The organism is Parasphingorhabdus sp., assembly GCF_039982415.1.
Taxonomy (GTDB): domain Bacteria; phylum Pseudomonadota; class Alphaproteobacteria; order Sphingomonadales; family Sphingomonadaceae; genus Parasphingorhabdus.
Genome location: NZ_JBDWYL010000002.1, coordinates 23,715 through 41,079, shown reverse-complemented (window position 1 = coordinate 41,079; position 17,365 = coordinate 23,715). Strand labels below are relative to the sequence as shown.

Here is a 17,365-nt window from a genome sequence, read left to right as displayed (position 1 = left end):
GCCTGTGGTTAGCAAAACCAAAAAAACCCCGATAATCGAGCGTTATTTGAACCTCCCCGCCATCTAGATCATGTCGAAAAACCTCTGGGGATAAATTCTGGATCAAGCGTCCATGATCTGAGGCGCTTCATTTTTGGCGCTACCCCATTTACTGACGCATTATTTAATAGTGGTTTCAAAGACAGTCCGAAACATGATAGGTTCGAAAAAAATTGGGAGATGAGAAATGATTGAAGCCATCAGCGCAGCCATGTTGGCCATGGGTTTGGCAGCGACACCACAAGCTACGGATGCGGAAATCGCCACGAAAAAGCAAAGCACCACAAATGCTTCAGCTGAAATCCCCAAAATAGTCATCTACCATCTTGAAGGCCGACGTTCTGAACGAATTATTTGGCTCATGGAAGAATTGGACCTCCCCTATGAACTCAAATTTGTGCGCGGCAATCTCATGGCTTCGATGATGCAAATTCGAGCGCTTGGTCATGGCATGCCGATGGCGCCAACCGTGGTCTATGGGGATGATATTATCGTCGAATCCGGAGCCATAATTGATACTATATTAGCGCGTCACGCTCCTGGAAAATTGGTGCCTCCTCTCTCCAGTCGAGCCTATCCCCATCATGTGAAATGGATGCATTATGCAGAAGGGTCGCTTGCGGCGCGGCTGTTCAGCGACTATCGCGCCTGGCGAGTCAAGCCGCCAACAAAGCGTTCAATGCTGGTCGACAGCGAAAATGTGGTGCAATATTCTGAAGATTATCTGAAAGAAAATAAGTGGTTTGGCGGTTCGGAATTTTCTGCAGCCGACATCATGATGGAATGGCCCTTAAACGTTGCGTTCAAATTAAATCTGGTCAACGCCGATCAATTTCCCAACATTCAAGAATGGCAAAAACGCATAAAAGCCAGACCGGCTTATATGCGCATGCGATCGATCGCGACGCCGGATGGCATTATTGGCGCCTTGCCTCCAGTAAAGCATCCACCGTCCGACAGCCGAGCAACCACTTTGCCAAGCGCTGGTTCCTCCAACTAGTCCAAGTCATCGTCAGCAGCTGGATAAATTGTTTCGAACAAGCGGGCGATCGCAACCGGGTTGAAGTCGCTATCGGACATAGCGAGGCGCTTTTTAGCACAAGTATCGCATCATTGACGCTTGGTGACTTACGACCCTGAGCAAGCACCGGTCCAGCGTTTACATCAATGGAATAGCCAACAAAAACCTGACCCCGTTCCTGCTGCAATGAGCGGCACCATTGCCGTATCAGTTATACTAGTTGTGATTGGCTCCTCGCCGTTTTAGCCCTTTATGAAAGGCTCGAGAAACCGGCCGATACGCCGGCCGGGAAAGGTCCATATCCTTTGAGAAGTTTGTTAGAACTAATTCAGGAAACCGATGGCGCATTAGCCGTCGATGACCCGGCAACCGGTGAGATCATTGCGCGCGTCAAAGCCTATAGCGTCGATGAAATCTCCAGCATCATTCAAAAAGCAGATGCAGCCCAGCCTGAATGGGCAAGTAAAACGGCAAAAGAACGCGCGAACATATTGCGCAAATGGTTCAACCTGATCATCGACAATATGTCTCCCCTCGCGGCAATTATCACTGCAGAATGCGGGAAACCGCTGTGGGAAGCGAAAGGCGAAGTCACCTATGGCGCGGCCTTTGTTGAATGGTTCGCCGAAGAAGGCAAGCGCGCCTATGGCGAGACTATCCCCAGCTTCGCTGCGAACAAGCGTGTCTTGACCATCAAACAACCCATCGGGACTTGCGCCGCAATTACACCATGGAATTTTCCGATTGCAATGGTCACACGGAAAGTGGCGCCAGCCCTTGCAGCCGGATGTTCAATCGTCCTCAAACCCGCTGAGGCAACGCCATTATCCGCTTTGGCCATTGAACAATTGGCCATCGAGGCCGGGATTCCAAAAGATATTTTCAAAGTCGTTCCAGTCACCAACCCTGCTCCTGTCGGTACATTATTTTGCAGTGATCCTCATATTCGCAAACTGAGCTTTACAGGTTCAACCCAGACCGGCAAATTGCTGATGCAGCAGGCCGCGCAAAATATCATGAAGCTAAGCCTCGAATTGGGTGGTAACGCCCCTTTCATTGTTTTCGATGATGCCGATATCGACGCTGCCGTAGAAGGCGCGATGGATTCAAAATTTCGCAATGCCGGACAAACATGCGTCTGTGCCAATCGAATTCTTGTTCAAGAATCTATAGCCCAAGAGTTTAGCGCCAAGCTGACTGCCAAAGTCGCTGCTCTCCCGGTCGGACCGGGTTGTGATGATGCCGTAAAAATAGGCCCCCTCATCGGCCCTGCTGCACAACGCAAAGTGCACCAATTGGTCGAAGACGCTTTAGCTGCCGGTGCCATCGCGCAGACGGGTGGAACCGCGCATGACAATGAAGGAAATTTCTACCAACCGACGGTCTTGACCAATGTCACCAGTGATATGGCGATTAGCTGCAATGAAATTTTTGGACCCGTTGCCCCAATCATGACCTTTGTTGATGAGAGCGATGCCATCCAATTGGCCAATGACACGCCTTATGGTCTTGCCGCATATTTTTACACGCGTGATATTGGACGGGTTTGGCGGGTAATGGAAGCGCTGGAATATGGCATGATTGGCGTCAACGAAGGCATTGTCTCAAGTGAAGTTGCCCCTTTTGGCGGGATCAAACAATCTGGTCTTGGCCGAGAAGGCTCCAAACACGGCCTCGATGAATATCTAGAGCTTAAATATGCCTTGATCGGCGGCCTTGGGAAACCCAGCTGAATCAGAATTAGGAAGGAAAGAAAATGGCCCAACCATTTAGCGAACACCCTTATTTAACTGGTCACCATCAACCTATGCGGTTTGAAGCGGTGGCGCCTGATCTGATTGTCGAAGGCGAGCTACCCGACGATCTCAATGGCGTTTTTTATCGGACCGGGTCGGAGCCACTTTATGATCCGCCGGAAGGTTATCATTGGTTTGATGGCGATGGGATGGTCTACGGATTTTACTTTGAAGATGGCCGCGTCTCCATGCGCAACAAATGGGTTCGCACGGAGAAGTTTGAAGCAGAGTTATCTGCCGGCAAAAGGCTGTTCGGTGTGTTCGGAGACCCAGCAACATCCGACCCGAGCGTCCAGGGAATGCGCTACAATACAGGCAATACCAATATCATACTGCACAATGGAAAGCTAATGGCCCTGATGGAAGGTTGTCCCGCAATTGAAATGGATCCGAGAAGCTTGGATACCCGAGACTATCTCGATTACGGAGGAACCATTACAGGTCCATTTTCAGCGCATCCCACTGTTGATTTGAGCACCGGTGAAATGATGAGTTACGGGTGGATGATCAATGGTCCAGCGGGCAAGCCCGAAGTGCGATATGAAGTGATTGACAAAGACGGGGCTGTAACCAATCAATTCCAGTTCGAAGCGCCGTATATGAGCATGATACATACCGTGTTGGCCACGGAAAATTGGGTGGTCGTCCCATTTAATCCTTTGGAAGTCAGCTTGGAACGGGCCATGAAAGGCGGGCCGATGAATGCATGGGCAAAAGGTCGAAATAGCCGCTTTGCGCTTTTCCCCAGACATGGCAATGCGGATGATATTCGCTGGCTAGAAATGCCCGGCCGACATATGTTTCATGAGCTAAATGCGTGGGAAGAAGATGGCCAATTGATCGCTGATGTGGCTGCGGCCAATGGTACGGCTCTGTTTCCCAATGATGATGGCACGATGAACACTCATGGCGACACCACATTGGAATTGCGGCGCTGGACTATAGATCTCACCGGTTCAACCGATGCGATCAAAGAAGAAACATTGAACGACAAGGATATCCAATTTCCACGGCCTGATGACCGGTTCATGACCCGCAAATCCCGGCACAGTTATGCCAATTCCAATCTCAATTCAGCGGACGGCCGTGTGGATGGAATGGATTCTGTGATTCATTTCGATACGCAAAGCGGCAAAGAAGATATTTTCCATTTTGGCGATGGTGCCGGTTGCGGTGAATTTGTCTTTGCTCCTCGAACCGGATCAACGGATGAAGCAGACGGCTACGCGATGACCTTGGTTCACCCGGCCAATTCTCATCATACGGAGTTGGCGATATTTCACGCAACAGATGTTGCTGCCGGGCCGGTTGCACGTGTGATCATTCCCTATCGCATTCCCAGCGGCTTCCACTGCAACTATTACAGTGCCGATGGCGCTTTGGCAGAACCTATTTTTGCCTAAGCACTAGTTTATTTTTTGCGGTGAATTTGTCTGTCAAACCAACAGACGATGCCCTAGTCTATAGCTCAATTCATTGTTTAATCTAAAGGATCTGGGACCGTGCAAAATCAACTCTTTTCAATGCAAGACAAAATTTGCGTCATTACTGGCGGTTCCCGAGGATTGGGCAAAGCCATGGCGACGGCTTTTCTTAACCTGGGCGCGAGAAAAATTTATATTACTGCGCGCAAGCAGGATGAATGCGCACAAACCGCGGCAGAATTATCGCAGCTGACGGAAAGCGGAGAATGCATCGCATTGGCCGCCGATATGAGCAGCGGCGAAGAAATAATGCGCTTTGTCCATACACTCTCGGAAAGAGAAGATCATATCGACGTCTTAGTAAACAATGCCGGCACCGGCTGGATGGCCCCGGTTGAAAAATTTCCCGAAATTGGGTGGGACAAGGTGATGGACTTGAATGTGAAGACACCCTTTTTCCTGACCCAGCAATTATTACCCTTGCTTAAAGCAAAGGCAACGCCCGAAGATAGCGCTTCCGTGATCAACATCGGGTCGGTTGCCGGAATCATGGGCAGCGCAGGAAGCGGGGTAAGCTATGGAACCTCAAAAGCAGCTGTTCACCAATTGACACGCAATCTCGCTCATCTTCTCGCCGATGACAATATCCGGGTGAACGCAATAGCACCCGGCCGTTTTCACTCCAAAATGACCAGCCATGTTGAACAAGATAAAAGTCAATATGATCAAGAGATAAAAATGATCCCTTTGCATCGCTGGGGCCATGATGAAGATATTATGGGGCCCGCACTGTTATTGGCCAGCCGCGCGGGCGCTTACATGACGGGAGAAGTTATTTCGGTTGATGGCGGCATCTTGGTCGCTTGATTGTCAGCGACCATATGTAAGGTTCGAGCGATGAAACGGGAGCAACACTGAAGTCCTTTTTGAAATGTATTGAAGATGAACATCGGTTTCAGCTTTCATCAATTCTCACAAGCCCAATAAAGAACCCATATCTTGGGGGGATTATCATGCACATCTTGTTCCGCGCGCTATGTTCTGCTGCCGTCATTGGTCTGGCAGGATCATCTCTGTCACAAGTCGCTCAAGCCCAAAACGAAGCAGAGCCAGAGGGCATATTGTCGGTTGAACGATTCCCTCAAGACAAACAAATGCGGCGTTATCGTCTCTACAGCCCGGCATCCGTTGATAAATTCAATGGGTCCCGCCCACTGGTTTTGGTAATTCATGGCGGCGGCAGTACAGATCGCGGCATGCTAAAATTGGACAAAGGCCAATGGAATGCCCTAGCCGAGAAACATGGCTTCTACGTCGCCTATCCCAATGCGGTTGATAAAATATGGGACTTTGGCGAAGGATTAACTTCAGAAGCGCGCGGTAAACGGGTGGATGATCTCGCTTATTTCAGCACAGTTATCGATCGTATTTCGAATGAGAAGAATATTGATCAACAGCGAATTTTTGCAACCGGCATTTCGCGTGGAGGTCAAGCATCCTATTTTCTCGCTTGCAATTTGACCGATCGCATTCGCGCTATCGCGCCAGTAGCGATGTCCTTGCCCACATTCATGACCAACGAATGCCGATCGGCTTTTCTCGATCCCTCGGCGTCAGGAAAGAAAATAGGCTTAGCGGTCATGAATGGAACTGCCGATCCCCAAGTCCCTTACAAAGGCGGCTGGATCACAGTGTTTCGCAAAAAACGTGATATTGTCATGGCCACGGAACAAACAATTGCATTCTGGAGAAAATTAAGTGGATGCAAAAATAGCGGCTTTGATCAAACCACAGTTGATCAACCCGGGGACAAAACCTCTGTGACGATCAAAAGCTGGACGCAGCGCTGCGAAACGGCGCCGGTAAAGCTATATACCATCAACAATGGCGGTCATACTTGGCCTTCCGGTTTGCAATATCTAAGTCCACGGATAGTCGGTGAGACATCAAAGGATATTAGCGCTGCCGGTGAGGCCTGGTCCTTTTTCTCTCAATTCTAATTTTCTGCCGCTGAACGCTCTACTGCCAAGTTGCAATAAGCTCATCATAGGCGATCGTGATAGGTTGAGGTTTCTCATTAGCCAATTTTGCTTTCGGAGAACCCGGTTGATTCAACCAGTAAGCAGCGCCTCGTTCTTCGCTCAACTTGGGTCCCAGTTCAGCCTGCAAATTTGAGCGCTCGAGCCGCCCCAACACCCGTTCTTGTTGCTGACACAAAGCATCCAGTGCTTCCTTCGGTGATTTTGCACCGGAAGAAGCATCGCCAATATTCTGCCACCATAGCTGTGCCAAGCGCGGATAATCGGGAACATTGGTACCGGTTGGTGACCATTGAGTCCGCGCGGGAGATCGATAAAACTCGATTAATCCACCCAGTTTCGGGGCTCTTTCAGTGAAGGATTCATGTTGAATGGTCGACTCTCGAATGAAAGTCAGTCCGACATGCGCTTTTTTGACATCAACCGTTTTGGAGGTCACAAATTGCGCATATAACCAAGCCGCTTGAGCGCGTTTGGTCGGTGTGGATTTCATCAAAGTCCAAGACCCGGCATCCTGATAGCCAACTTTCATTCCATTTTGCCAATAGGCTCCATGAGGACTGGGAGCCATCCGCCATTTTGGAGTGCCATCATCATTTAGCACTGCACTGGCTTCTTCGCTGACCATATTGGCGGTGAACGTCGTATACCAGAACATTTGCTGAGCGATATTGCCTTGCGCGGGAACAGGTCCGGCCTCGGAAAATGTCATTCCCGCTGCAGATGGTGGTGCATAGTCGGAAAGCCATTTGGAATATTTGGCTAGCGCATATACTGCTGCAGGAGAATTGGTTGCTCCACCACGCGCCATGCACGAACCGACGGGTTGGGATTTAGCGTTGACCCGAATACCCCATTCATCAACCGGCAAACCGTTGGGTTCACCGATGGAGCCCATGCCCGCCATCGACATCCAAGCATCGGTAAAGCGCCAACCCAAGGAGGGATCCTTTTTGCCATAGTCCATATTGCCATAGACTTTGGTGCCCTCTATTTCTCGGCCGGTGAAAAATTCGGCAATATCCTCATAGGCAGACCAGTTAACCGGTACTCCTAATTCATAGCCATATTGCGTTTCGAAATCCGCTTTAATGGCGGGATCGGTAAACCAATCATATCGGAACCAATATAGATTAGCGAATTGCTGATCGGGAAGCTGATAAAGCTTCTTGTCGGGACCGGTGGTAAAATCAGTTCCTATAAAATCTGCCAAATCCAGATCGGGATTGGTTACTGCCTTTCCCTCATCAGCCATCCAGTCGGTCAGATTCCGTACTTGCTGATAACGCCAATGGGTGCCGATCAAATCGGAATCATTGACATAAGCATCATAGATATTTTCATTGGATTGCATTTGTGTTTGCAATTTTTCCACAACATCACCCTCACCGATCAGATCGTGGGTGACTTTGATCCCGGTAATGGCTGAAAAAACGGGTGCGAGCACTTTCGATTCATATTCGTGCGTAGCAATTGTTTCAGAAACGACGGAAATTTCCATACCCTTAAATGGCTTTGCAGCTGCCATGAACCAAGCCAATTCTGCTTCTTGCTCCGCTCGGCTGAGGCTCGACAGGGTGCCAATTTCTTCCTCGAGAAATTTTTGCGCTGTGCCTTCCGGATCTGACATATCCACTTCAATTGACGAAGAATTCTCCGTCTCGCTACCTCCAGAACAAGCCCATAAAGTCAGGCTGAGGCAAGTAATGGCAGTGGTCCGAATAATTTTCATATATTTGATCCGTTCTTTTTTAATCCTATACCCAGCGAAAGACAGAAAATGCAAATAGTCCGCACAGCACCACCCCCCCATAGGCCATGACATCGGAAAGACCGATCCATGCCAGCATGATGAATGCGGAGCCCAGTAGCGAAATAAACAACCGATCACCGCGCATGGTTTCGATTCCTAAAATCCCAATTCTGGACGTGCTAGGTGATTTTCTATGAAACAATCCCATCGCCAACAAAGTTACTGCGATCGCGGCAAAAAATAATGCCGTTGGTAAAGTCCAAGCCATCCAGTCCAACATAAAAACCTTCCTTGCTCACCGCAATCAAACGCGGCCCAGGGCAAAACCCTTGGCGATATGATTGCGTACAAAATAAATGACAATAGCGCCGGGAATAATGGTCAAGACACCAGCAGCAGCCAACACGCCCCAATCGAGACCAGATGCCGATACGGTCCGGGTCATGATCGCCGTAATCGGTTTGGCTTCCACGCTGGTCAATGTCCGGCTGAGAAGCAATTCGACCCAGCTAAACATGAAACAGAAAAAGGCCGTAACCCCAATTCCGGGTGCTATCATCGGCAAGAATATTTTGGTGAAAAAGCGAGGAAAGCTATATCCATCGATAAACGCCGTTTCATCAATTTCTCTGGGGACACCGCGCATAAACCCTTCCAATATCCAAACCGCTAGCGGCACATTAAACAAGCAATGAGCCAAGGCGACCGCAATATGCGTATCGAATAGGGAAACGCTGGAATAAAGTTGGAAAAACGGCAAGGCAAACACTGCTGGCGGAGCCATTCGGTTAGTCAATAACCAGAAGAACAGATGGTTATCACCAAAAAACCGATAACGGCTAAAAGCATAGGCCGCCGGCAAGGCAACCAACAAAGCTATCACGGTGTTAAGGGACACGTAAATAAAGCTATTTACATAACCCATATACCATGATGGATCGGTCAGGATTGTTTGATAGTTTTTCAGTGTGAAGTTGTCCGGGAAAAGTGTGAACATCCCCAAAATTTCGGCATTGGACTTGAAGCTCATGACAATCAGCCAATAGATCGGGACCATCAAGAATATGAGATAGGTTACCATCACCAAAGTTGAGAGATGAATGCGCGGAAAAAGCTTCGATCGTTGTCCTTGCGGTTTGCCTTTTTTCATGACTGCGCCTCCTGCTTATCGGCGGTTATCATCACGGTGTAGAAAACATAGGAAATCAGCAGGATGACAAGAAAGTACATCAGCGAGAAAGCCGCTGCGGGTCCCAGATCAAATTGCCCAAGCGCCATTTTCACCAAATCGATCGATAGGAAGGTGGTGGCATTGCCTGGTCCACCCCCGGTTAGAACGAAAGGTTCGGTATAGATCATGAAACTGTCCATGAACCGCAGCAATATCGCGATCATGAGAACCCCGCGCATTTTCGGCAACTCAATATAGCGAAATATGCTCCACCGGCTGGCTTGGTCGATCATCGCCGCTTGATAATAAGCCTGCGGTATCGAGCGCAGTCCCGCGTAAGATAAAAGTGCCACCAAGGACGTCCAATGCCACACATCCATCATGATAACGGTGATCCAAGCATCTAAGGCATTTTGGGAATAATTATAAGCGATACCAAGTTCCGAGAGGCTCCGCCCGAGCAACCCGATATCGGAGCGTCCAAATATTTGCCATATCGTTCCCACCACATTGTAAGGAATGAGCAAGGGCAATGCCATCAGGACCAAACATAATGACGCTGTGAGGCCTTTTTTGGGCATACTCAGCGCGACGAGGATACCTAATGGAATTTCGATTAACAAAATGATCGTTGAAAAAAGCAATTGTCGACCAAAAGCATCCCATAAGCGTTCAGAACGCAATAATTCACGATACCATTCCAATCCCACCCAGAAAAAATCATTACCACCAAAACTATCCTGAAACGAATAGTTGACCACGGTCATCATCGGAATGATCGAGGAAAATGCGACCAGGATCAAAACTGGAATCACCAAAAACCAAGCGCGCTGGTTCGTCGTTTTTTCCACTATTTCGCTCCTCTATGGGGGGATGAAATTTCTTCACCTTCGACCCGCCAGTCATCACAGAATATGCTGATTTTATCCTTATCAAAAATCACGTGACTGCTGTCAGTCTCCAATATCGTTCCTTCGGCCAGCGCGATATTTATTTCGCCACCAGATAGAGACGCGTTGACAAATTTGTGACGTCCAACATCCCGGACACTATTAATCCGAACCGGCAGTCCCTCCCCTTTAGTGAACCGAACAAATTCCGGACGAATTCCCAATTGGACATCACCGCTCGGTTGGCCATAGTCGTGAGAAAATATGATCGACGTTTCCCCAATTTTTGCGCGGCAGCCCGAAAGCTGTATCGGCAAGAAATTCATCCCAGGCGAGCCGATAAAATAACCGACAAATTTGTGAGCCGGTGTTTCAAATAACTGTTTAGGCGTACCAATTTGCACGACCCGTCCGTCGTGCATGACCACAACTTTCTCAGCAAATGTCAGCGCCTCAGTTTGATCATGAGTCACATAGATCATTGTATGACCAAATTGTTGATGAAGGGATTTTAACTGGGTGCGCAATTCCCATTTTAAATGCGGATCAATGACAGTCAGTGGTTCGTCAAACAAGATCGCGTTGACATCATCGCGAACCATCCCACGGCCAAGTGAGATCTTCTGTTTCAAGTCTGTTGTAAGACCGCGCGCTTTTTTGTGGAGATCGGATTCCAATCCAATCATCTTGGCAATATGCTGCACACGCTGTGCAATATATGGTTTGTCCAAACCCCGATTATGCAGTGGAAATGCAAGATTATCCCTCACCGTCATCGTATCATAGACAACGGGAAACTGAAAAACCTGAGCGATGTTACGCTGCGCGGTTGCTGCGGTAGACACATCCTGATCATCAAATAAGACCCTTCCGCGGGTGGGCGTCAAAAGTCCGGATATGATATTTAGCAATGTCGTTTTGCCGCATCCGCTGGGCCCCAGTAAGGCATAGGCGCGCCCATCTTCCCAAGTATGATTAATCTCCTGCAACGCGAACTGAGCCTCCGGCCCTGGTTTCGGATCATAGCTATGTGCCAAATGTTCAAGCGTAATCGCAGCCATATTATGCGTTCACCAGGGTAGCGGTCACGGCAGGCGATGCCACTCGTTTTTCCGCCGCATCAAAATAAAACAGGCGACTTGGATCCAAACAGATTTGCATTTCCATCCCCGGTTCAAACATATGAATTTTGGGGATCAGACCAATCCATCTTTTGCCGGCAACATCAAGATGCAAAAAAGTGTCCGAACCGGTCAGTTCCGTGACAATGAGTTGGGCATCAAATATAATCTTTTCAGCGCTGCGTTCACTTAAAAGTTCCACATCATGGGCGCGAAATCCAGCCCAATATTGGCCATCTGGCTGACTGCCCATTTCGTCTTTCGCCATGATCGATTGCCCATTGGGAAAGCAGATCATTTCCCCTTGTTTTGTTACGGCGATAAAATTCATGGGCGGATCGGAATAGACCCTTGCTGTCTTGGCATCGACAGGTGTCCGATAAACTTCCGCCGCCGGACCAAATTGAGTCACTCGGCCTTCCCATAATGTCACACTATTTCCACCCAATAAAAGCGCTTCTTCTGGCTCGGTTGTCGCATAGACGAAAATGCTGCCAGACGCTTCGAAAAGACGCGGTATTTCGACCCGTAATTCTTCTCTCAGCTTATAGTCCAAATTGGCAAGCGGTTCGTCCATCAATACCAGGCCAACATTTTTCGCCATCGCTCTGGCCATGGCACAGCGTTGCTGTTGCCCACCGGAAATTTCATTCGGCTTTCGATCCAATATCGAAGACAGTTTCAACAACTCAGCAACTTCCTGGACTTTTGCATCAATTTCAGCGGATGATTTTTTCTGCAACTTCAAAGGCGATGCAATATTATCATAAACCGTCATCGCCGGATAATTGACAAATTGCTGATAGACCATCGCGATATCGCGATCTTGAACCCGGCAATTTGTGACATCTTCATCGTCCCAAAAAATCTCACCACTATCTGGTTTATCGAGACCAGCCATGAGCCGCATAAGGGAGGTTTTGCCAGATGATGTCGGACCAAGAAGAATATTCATTGACCCTTTTTGCAATTCCAAATCTGTAGGGAAAATATGCGTTTCGTTATTCCCTATTTTTGAAACGCCAGCCAAACGTAAACTCATCTTATCCCCTGCTTATGCGCATGCCATAACCGCTTCAATCGCATTGTAACGGGGACATTGGTTATGCAGCGCATATCTTCTCCGGTAGGACGAACATTCAAACCGTGCTCGTTTATTAAGCCAGCTATGGCATCAAATGGCTCGCAAGGCATTCACAAAATGCAGTTACTTTGAAATAGCATCAGCTGTCCTTTCGCGACCTCATGCCATCATCGCACTGAAAAAGTAGGTGTTGACCCCATACCCCGACGAACGGGTTTATGGGACATCCATCCTTGTTAGATGTAAGGAGAATATCGAGATGAAAAAAACTTATGCAATATTGTCAGTTGTTGCCGCAGCAATCACCGTGAGTGGATGCCTGGCACAAGGCTATGGCGCCCCACTACAAGAACCCCCGCCGCGTGAAGAGGCTCCGATCTATGAAACAGAAGTCCGCTATATCGGAACGGCTCCTTTCTGCGCAGCGCGTAAAGGAGATTGTTACAATCTCGGACGGGATTGGGAGTTTGACAGCTTTACCAAATCCGGCACTGGTGCCACTTGTGCAACCGGTACAAAAGCCAAATGCGTAAGACGTGTTCAAGTTAACTGACATCAGGCGATGCGGCCGCCTATACGGGGCCGCATCGCAAGTCTATTCATCACCTCACCCCATTGCCACGATTCAGCTTTATATGATGTGAAAGGCGGTTATACCCACCGAGACAGTTTTCAGAGGATCGAATGTCAAACCCGGACGCTCTTAACTTCCGCCCCGCCGTGCGCGCCGATTATGATCACTTGGGCGAGTTAATGTACACTGCGGTGAGAACCGGAAAAAGTCTGTACAATGAAAAGCAGCGTCAAGCATGGGTCCCCGTGCCGCGCGCAGGTGAAGATTGGACCAAGCGCCTAGATGCTCAGACCATTATTTTAGCAGAAAATGAAAAGCAAATTGCCGGCTTCATGAGTTTGACCGCAGATGCCTATCTTGATTTTGCCTATATCCGGCCAAGCTTTCAAGGATCGGGTTTGTTTCGTGCCTTATATAATCATATAGAGCAAGTGGCGCGGGACGCTTCCCACAAACGCATTTGGGTTCATGCCAGTCTCATGGCCAAACCGGCATTTTCTGCTGTTGGCTTTAGCGTCACCAGCGAGCAAACCGTAATGATCGGAACCGAGTCCTTTGAACGGTTTGAGATGGAGAAAATCCCCTCATTCTAGTTTTCCATTTGTCCGTCTCGCCGTTCCAACCTGTCCTGCCCCATAAGCTTCAGCAAGCTCTGCACAATATAATCTGCTTACAGGATCATTCGGGTAAGCTGATCATATGAGCGATCATGCGATTGCCTTCGAAAACAGCTGTATCTTCGACATTAATCCCATCTTCCACAAACACAAAATCAAACACTCGGTCCTTGTCTACATCGCTATGCAACATCACCAAATATTTGTCGCCGCCGCTGGCGGGATGTTGAATCTGAATCGTCACATTATCATTTTGACCGGCATCCAAATATGCAAAACCGGAAACAATATCGCCATCTGGACGGCCGTCGATAACCGGGTGCAGCACGAGCCAGCCCGCAGCGGCAATTTTGACGGCAGGAAATGTGATAGCGGTCGTATTCGCCCGCAACGTTGATACCGCAGTCCCATCAACTCGCACCTCCGAAGCGATGGCGCCACCTGCTTGCCGCGTCAAACCATCAACATTAATCGCATTGGCCGTGCCATTGCCCATGGTTATTTGCGGCTTCGATTCCGCCGCGTTCGCGGGCCCGCTTCCGACCCAAATAGCCAAGGACAAAATATAGGATAAATTGCGCTTCTTAAACATAGTCAGACCCTCTCCTTTGGTTTCAACCACCGGTCCGAACCGATGCATTACATCCTTTTTATAGGTGCATTCATCAGCAAGACAAGAGCACCCGAAAACGGAAAGCCCGATGCGAATGTCATCGGATAATTTGGGATAATTACACGGAGAAGAGAAATGACCCCAACGGTGCGGTGCCTTTAACATTTTTGATTGGACGGGGATGGGACAGAGCAGACATTGGATTTTGAATATGATAGGATCTCACCATGCCCTTACTCCTTCGTTTCTTAGACAAAGCCGAATTGCTTGCCGCATCACACTTATGCCTGCGATCCAAAGCCTATTGGGGTTATGACGAGGCATTCATGGCTTCGTGCCGAGAAGAATTAACGCTCACAGAATCGGATCTGATCAACGATAATATTGTGGCGGCTGAGGACCAGTCTGGTTTGGCCGGCATAGCACAAGTTTCGAAAGACCAGAGCGGTTGCTTTCTAGAGAAGCTTTTTGTCGATACTGACAGGATTGGGCAAGGCGTAGGAAAACAACTATATAATTGGTCATTGGCCACCGCTCGCGAGCTTGGCGCTACGGAATTGATTGTCGAGGCCGACCCAGATGCTGCTCCTTTTTACGAGCGGATGGGATGCGAAAGAAATGGCCAAGCCCAATCTGGTTCGGTGCAGGGTAGATTCTTGCCGCGATATGTCCACAAATTGTGAGCGGCCGTTAAAACTCACGCTGATCGAACGATCTTCGTGTACCCTATGCAGCAATTCGCGAATGCCCGCTTAGGGAGGAAGCAGCCACAACGCTAGTGCTAGCTATAAGCTATAGGCGCAAAAGCGGACGTTAGAATTTGATGCAAGCCCTTAGAGAGAAACTCAATTTTTGGACTTTAGGTTTTCGCCATGCTTGGGACGTGACCCATTCTCAGTCAATTTGCTTTTGTTTCTGTTGATTTGGCTTGGGTTAAATCGAGCCAGCGTTGGTATAGACTTATCATGGGAGAGCCTGGATCCAGAATAGCAATTGCTTTTGGCATCGCTTCCAGAGCAACCATATTGGGCGCGTTTAGAAAAATAATGACGCCGTCACGAGAGGCGGTATCAAAATATGTTAACGCCAGTTCATGCCAATCACTACCGCCATGGCTGATGATTTTACGATCACCATAGTCAATGACTTCCCAACCGAGACCATAACCTTGGGCCTGAGGGCAGTTTGGGGTTGGAACCTTTTGACAATCAACAGTTGCATTTTCACCTTTGTCGGATTGCACTGTGTTTCGATCTTTGGCGATTTCAGATGAATAGCCTTTTTCGGTCATGACATAGATTAAGAATTTGGCGTAATCTTGGATCGTGATAACCAGATCGTCTGCAGCAGTGGAGCTGCCCGGGTTTCTGCAATATCCATTTTCGGGATAACAGTAATGCCCCGGAAACTTTCCTGAACTGTCTTTAGTCTGCGCAATTTTTCCGAAATTCTCAGTGTCGATGCTGAATGCGGCATTGGTTATTTTGTTCGGTTCGAAGAGGTGTTTTTGAACCAATGCATCAAATTTTTCTCCGGTTTTCTTTTCCGCAAATTTGGCGAGATATTCATAACCTTCTCCAGAATAACCAAATACTTCTCCCGGGTTGGTAAGAAATTTCAATTTGCGTTCTGGCGTGAAAAACCGCCAATTGGGAAAACCAGTTTTGTGGATAAGTGCAATTCGGGGGGTGAGCTGCTCGTGGCGGGAATCGCCCGAAAGGTCAGGGTCGATCCAGTGGCCCGACATGGACTCATCAAGTGAAATTTCTCCTAACTCCACCAATCTCAGCACGGTTTCTGCCGTTACAGCTTTTGTGACCGAACCGACATTATATTGCGTTTTGGAAGATGCTGGTACCGAGGGCGATTGCATGCCGAAGTTACCACTCCACACCAATTTACCACCCTCAATTACCGCAACACCGGCCGTGAGTATTTTATGCTCCGACATTAAAGTGCTAAATTTTCGATCCCATTCGGTTTGCTGAAAATCAGTAGCTTTTTCAGTCGGAATTGATGCTAGTTTCTGGTTGGAAGTACATGCTTGCATCAGCGAGATCATGCAAAAACAGACAAAGACACGTGAAATTGGAATCATTATCGACAATTTTCCTACTTTTCTATTTATCGTTTTGTGATGTGAGTTCTTTTTTAATTCTATGCAACATGGTCGCGCCCTGCATTGCTGCGGAACGATCAGCAGGAGAATTGTATAAAGAACTAAGCAATACAAGGTCCATTTCACTGATAGAACTTGGCGCTTCTTCACCAGCTTCTAAAGAATCAAACAACGAAAGAATGGAAAAACGAGGTGTGGAATTTGAGTTTCTCTTTTCGGTATCAATGAAGGACCGCATAGCAGCATAGTCGGCGATTTGAACAGTTGTTAGACCCACCAACGCATCCTTTTCTATCAACAAAAAGGAATGGGTTACGGATTTCTGCGTTGTCCATTTAATGTTGGATTTGACGGATGAGTACATGATCGGGACTTGTGTGGTTTCGCCTTGGTCTGAAGGAACAACGCTAACTTCATCAGAATATTGCAGGGCACCGGTTTCGGCAGAGCTGGTCTGTTTGCGCTTCCAACCATAAGTCGGCCCGCCCATTTTAGCGACCTGTTGCCGTTCATAATGTGACAGACCGCCAAATAACCGCGATCTTTTCTTGCGGAGCATGTTAACGGCTTCGGTACCGTCTGAAACAACAATAACATAAACGTTTGGATCACAAGATTCAGCCGCAACCCGCATATCTGCAGTCTTCGCAACACCGCGCATCCGCTGTTCCACCTGCAGCTTGTTATCATCGGATAAACCTACAACCTTTGGGCAAATAGCATTGGAGAAACGGGCATATTGACCGTCATGCTTGCCACCTTTCGGCACAGCTATCGTAGTATCAATAAAGTCAGCAATCGCTGCCTTGGTTGTTTTGTTGCCGGTGACAATAATGTCTTCATCAGGTGAGCGTGGGTCCGTGAAAGTTGCAATTGCGGGAGATGGCATAAACGCTAGGCCAGAGATTGTTAGACTCAGGGCTACAAGAATATTCTGCTTCATTTTCATTACTATCTCCTCTTCAGTTGGGGAGATTTGCACAATCCAGTTTTGTTGTAAAGAACAGTGGATCATGTGACCGTGAACAAAAATGGCATCCTCATTTGGACGCCAATTTGATTGGATTTTCGAAGCCAAAACTCCGCTACCGAGATATTGCATTT

Annotated in this window: 17 protein-coding genes; 8 read left to right on the top strand and 9 right to left on the bottom strand. The window is 48.3% G+C overall.

The features are described from left to right. Window positions 1-226 precede the first annotated feature (226 nt). The 5 genes from ABJU74_RS02975 (at window position 227) to ABJU74_RS02955 (ending at window position 6,280) form a co-directional block, all read left to right on the top strand. Window positions 227-1,039: a glutathione binding-like protein gene (locus ABJU74_RS02975; RefSeq protein WP_348382636.1), complete on the top strand. Its 813-nt coding sequence runs from the start codon at window positions 227-229 to the stop codon at window positions 1,037-1,039. 326 nt (window positions 1,040-1,365) lie between these two features. Next, a complete protein-coding gene (locus ABJU74_RS02970; protein ID WP_348382635.1) occupies window positions 1,366-2,793 on the top strand; it encodes an NAD-dependent succinate-semialdehyde dehydrogenase in 1,428 nt (475 codons plus the stop codon). 23 nt (window positions 2,794-2,816) lie between these two features. Beyond that, the gene (locus ABJU74_RS02965; RefSeq protein WP_348382634.1) at window positions 2,817-4,259 is read left to right on the top strand and encodes a carotenoid oxygenase family protein; all 1,443 of its coding nucleotides are present in this window, start codon (window positions 2,817-2,819) and stop codon (window positions 4,257-4,259) included. A gap of 99 nt (window positions 4,260-4,358) precedes the next feature. Beyond that, window positions 4,359-5,147 (top strand): SDR family oxidoreductase, encoded by a 789-nt coding sequence (locus ABJU74_RS02960; RefSeq protein ID WP_348382633.1) that lies wholly within the window; start codon window positions 4,359-4,361, stop codon window positions 5,145-5,147. Window positions 5,148-5,293: 146 nt separating this feature from the next. Beyond that, window positions 5,294-6,280, top strand: a complete 987-nt coding sequence (locus tag ABJU74_RS02955) for a PHB depolymerase family esterase (RefSeq protein ID WP_348382632.1) — start codon at window positions 5,294-5,296, stop codon at window positions 6,278-6,280. 19 nt (window positions 6,281-6,299) lie between these two features. Here the strand turns inward: ABJU74_RS02955 and ABJU74_RS02950 are convergent, their stop codons facing one another. From ABJU74_RS02950 to ABJU74_RS02925, 6 genes are all read right to left on the bottom strand, one after another. Beyond that, window positions 6,300-8,051: an ABC transporter substrate-binding protein gene (locus ABJU74_RS02950; RefSeq protein WP_348382631.1), complete on the bottom strand. Its 1,752-nt coding sequence runs from the start codon at window positions 8,049-8,051 to the stop codon at window positions 6,300-6,302. A gap of 25 nt (window positions 8,052-8,076) precedes the next feature. After that, window positions 8,077-8,352: a DUF2160 domain-containing protein gene (locus ABJU74_RS02945; protein ID WP_348382630.1), complete on the bottom strand. Its 276-nt coding sequence runs from the start codon at window positions 8,350-8,352 to the stop codon at window positions 8,077-8,079. Window positions 8,353-8,376: 24 nt separating this feature from the next. Next, window positions 8,377-9,153, bottom strand: coding sequence for a carbohydrate ABC transporter permease (locus ABJU74_RS02940; protein WP_348382827.1), 777 nt, complete (start codon window positions 9,151-9,153; stop codon window positions 8,377-8,379). A gap of 65 nt (window positions 9,154-9,218) precedes the next feature. After that, entirely contained in the window at window positions 9,219-10,094 is an 876-nt protein-coding gene (locus tag ABJU74_RS02935; RefSeq protein WP_348382629.1) for a sugar ABC transporter permease, read from the bottom strand. Next, window positions 10,094-11,194 (bottom strand): ABC transporter ATP-binding protein, encoded by a 1,101-nt coding sequence (locus ABJU74_RS02930; RefSeq protein WP_348382628.1) that lies wholly within the window; start codon window positions 11,192-11,194, stop codon window positions 10,094-10,096. The genes ABJU74_RS02935 and ABJU74_RS02930 overlap by 1 nt, the downstream gene beginning before the upstream one ends. 1 nt (window position 11,195) lies before the next feature. Beyond that, window positions 11,196-12,296 (bottom strand): ABC transporter ATP-binding protein, encoded by a 1,101-nt coding sequence (locus ABJU74_RS02925; RefSeq protein ID WP_348382627.1) that lies wholly within the window; start codon window positions 12,294-12,296, stop codon window positions 11,196-11,198. Window positions 12,297-12,597: 301 nt separating this feature from the next. Between ABJU74_RS02925 and ABJU74_RS02920 the strand changes: the two genes are divergently transcribed. Both ABJU74_RS02920 and ABJU74_RS02915 read left to right on the top strand, forming a co-directional pair. Then, the gene (locus tag ABJU74_RS02920) at window positions 12,598-12,891 is read left to right on the top strand and encodes a hypothetical protein (RefSeq protein ID WP_348382626.1); all 294 of its coding nucleotides are present in this window, start codon (window positions 12,598-12,600) and stop codon (window positions 12,889-12,891) included. A gap of 131 nt (window positions 12,892-13,022) precedes the next feature. Beyond that, window positions 13,023-13,505, top strand: coding sequence for a GNAT family N-acetyltransferase (locus ABJU74_RS02915; RefSeq protein ID WP_348382625.1), 483 nt, complete (start codon window positions 13,023-13,025; stop codon window positions 13,503-13,505). 85 nt (window positions 13,506-13,590) lie between these two features. Here the strand turns inward: ABJU74_RS02915 and ABJU74_RS02910 are convergent, their stop codons facing one another. After that, window positions 13,591-14,121 (bottom strand): hypothetical protein, encoded by a 531-nt coding sequence (locus tag ABJU74_RS02910; protein WP_348382624.1) that lies wholly within the window; start codon window positions 14,119-14,121, stop codon window positions 13,591-13,593. A 248-nt stretch (window positions 14,122-14,369) separates the two neighbouring features. Between ABJU74_RS02910 and ABJU74_RS02905 the strand changes: the two genes are divergently transcribed. Beyond that, complete coding sequence (locus tag ABJU74_RS02905; RefSeq protein WP_348382623.1) at window positions 14,370-14,825, top strand: GNAT family N-acetyltransferase; 456 nt, start codon at window positions 14,370-14,372, stop codon at window positions 14,823-14,825. A gap of 215 nt (window positions 14,826-15,040) precedes the next feature. On the opposite strand, the gene ABJU74_RS02900 is transcribed toward ABJU74_RS02905, so the two are convergent. Together ABJU74_RS02900 and ABJU74_RS02895 are read right to left on the bottom strand one after the other, a co-directional pair. Beyond that, window positions 15,041-16,192 carry a serine hydrolase domain-containing protein gene (locus ABJU74_RS02900; RefSeq protein WP_348382826.1) on the bottom strand — a complete coding sequence of 384 codons (1,152 nt, stop codon included), beginning with the start codon at window positions 16,190-16,192 and terminating at the stop codon, window positions 15,041-15,043. A gap of 70 nt (window positions 16,193-16,262) precedes the next feature. Then, window positions 16,263-17,363 (bottom strand): hypothetical protein, encoded by a 1,101-nt coding sequence (locus ABJU74_RS02895; RefSeq protein WP_348382622.1) that lies wholly within the window; start codon window positions 17,361-17,363, stop codon window positions 16,263-16,265. Window positions 17,364-17,365 lie beyond the last annotated feature (2 nt).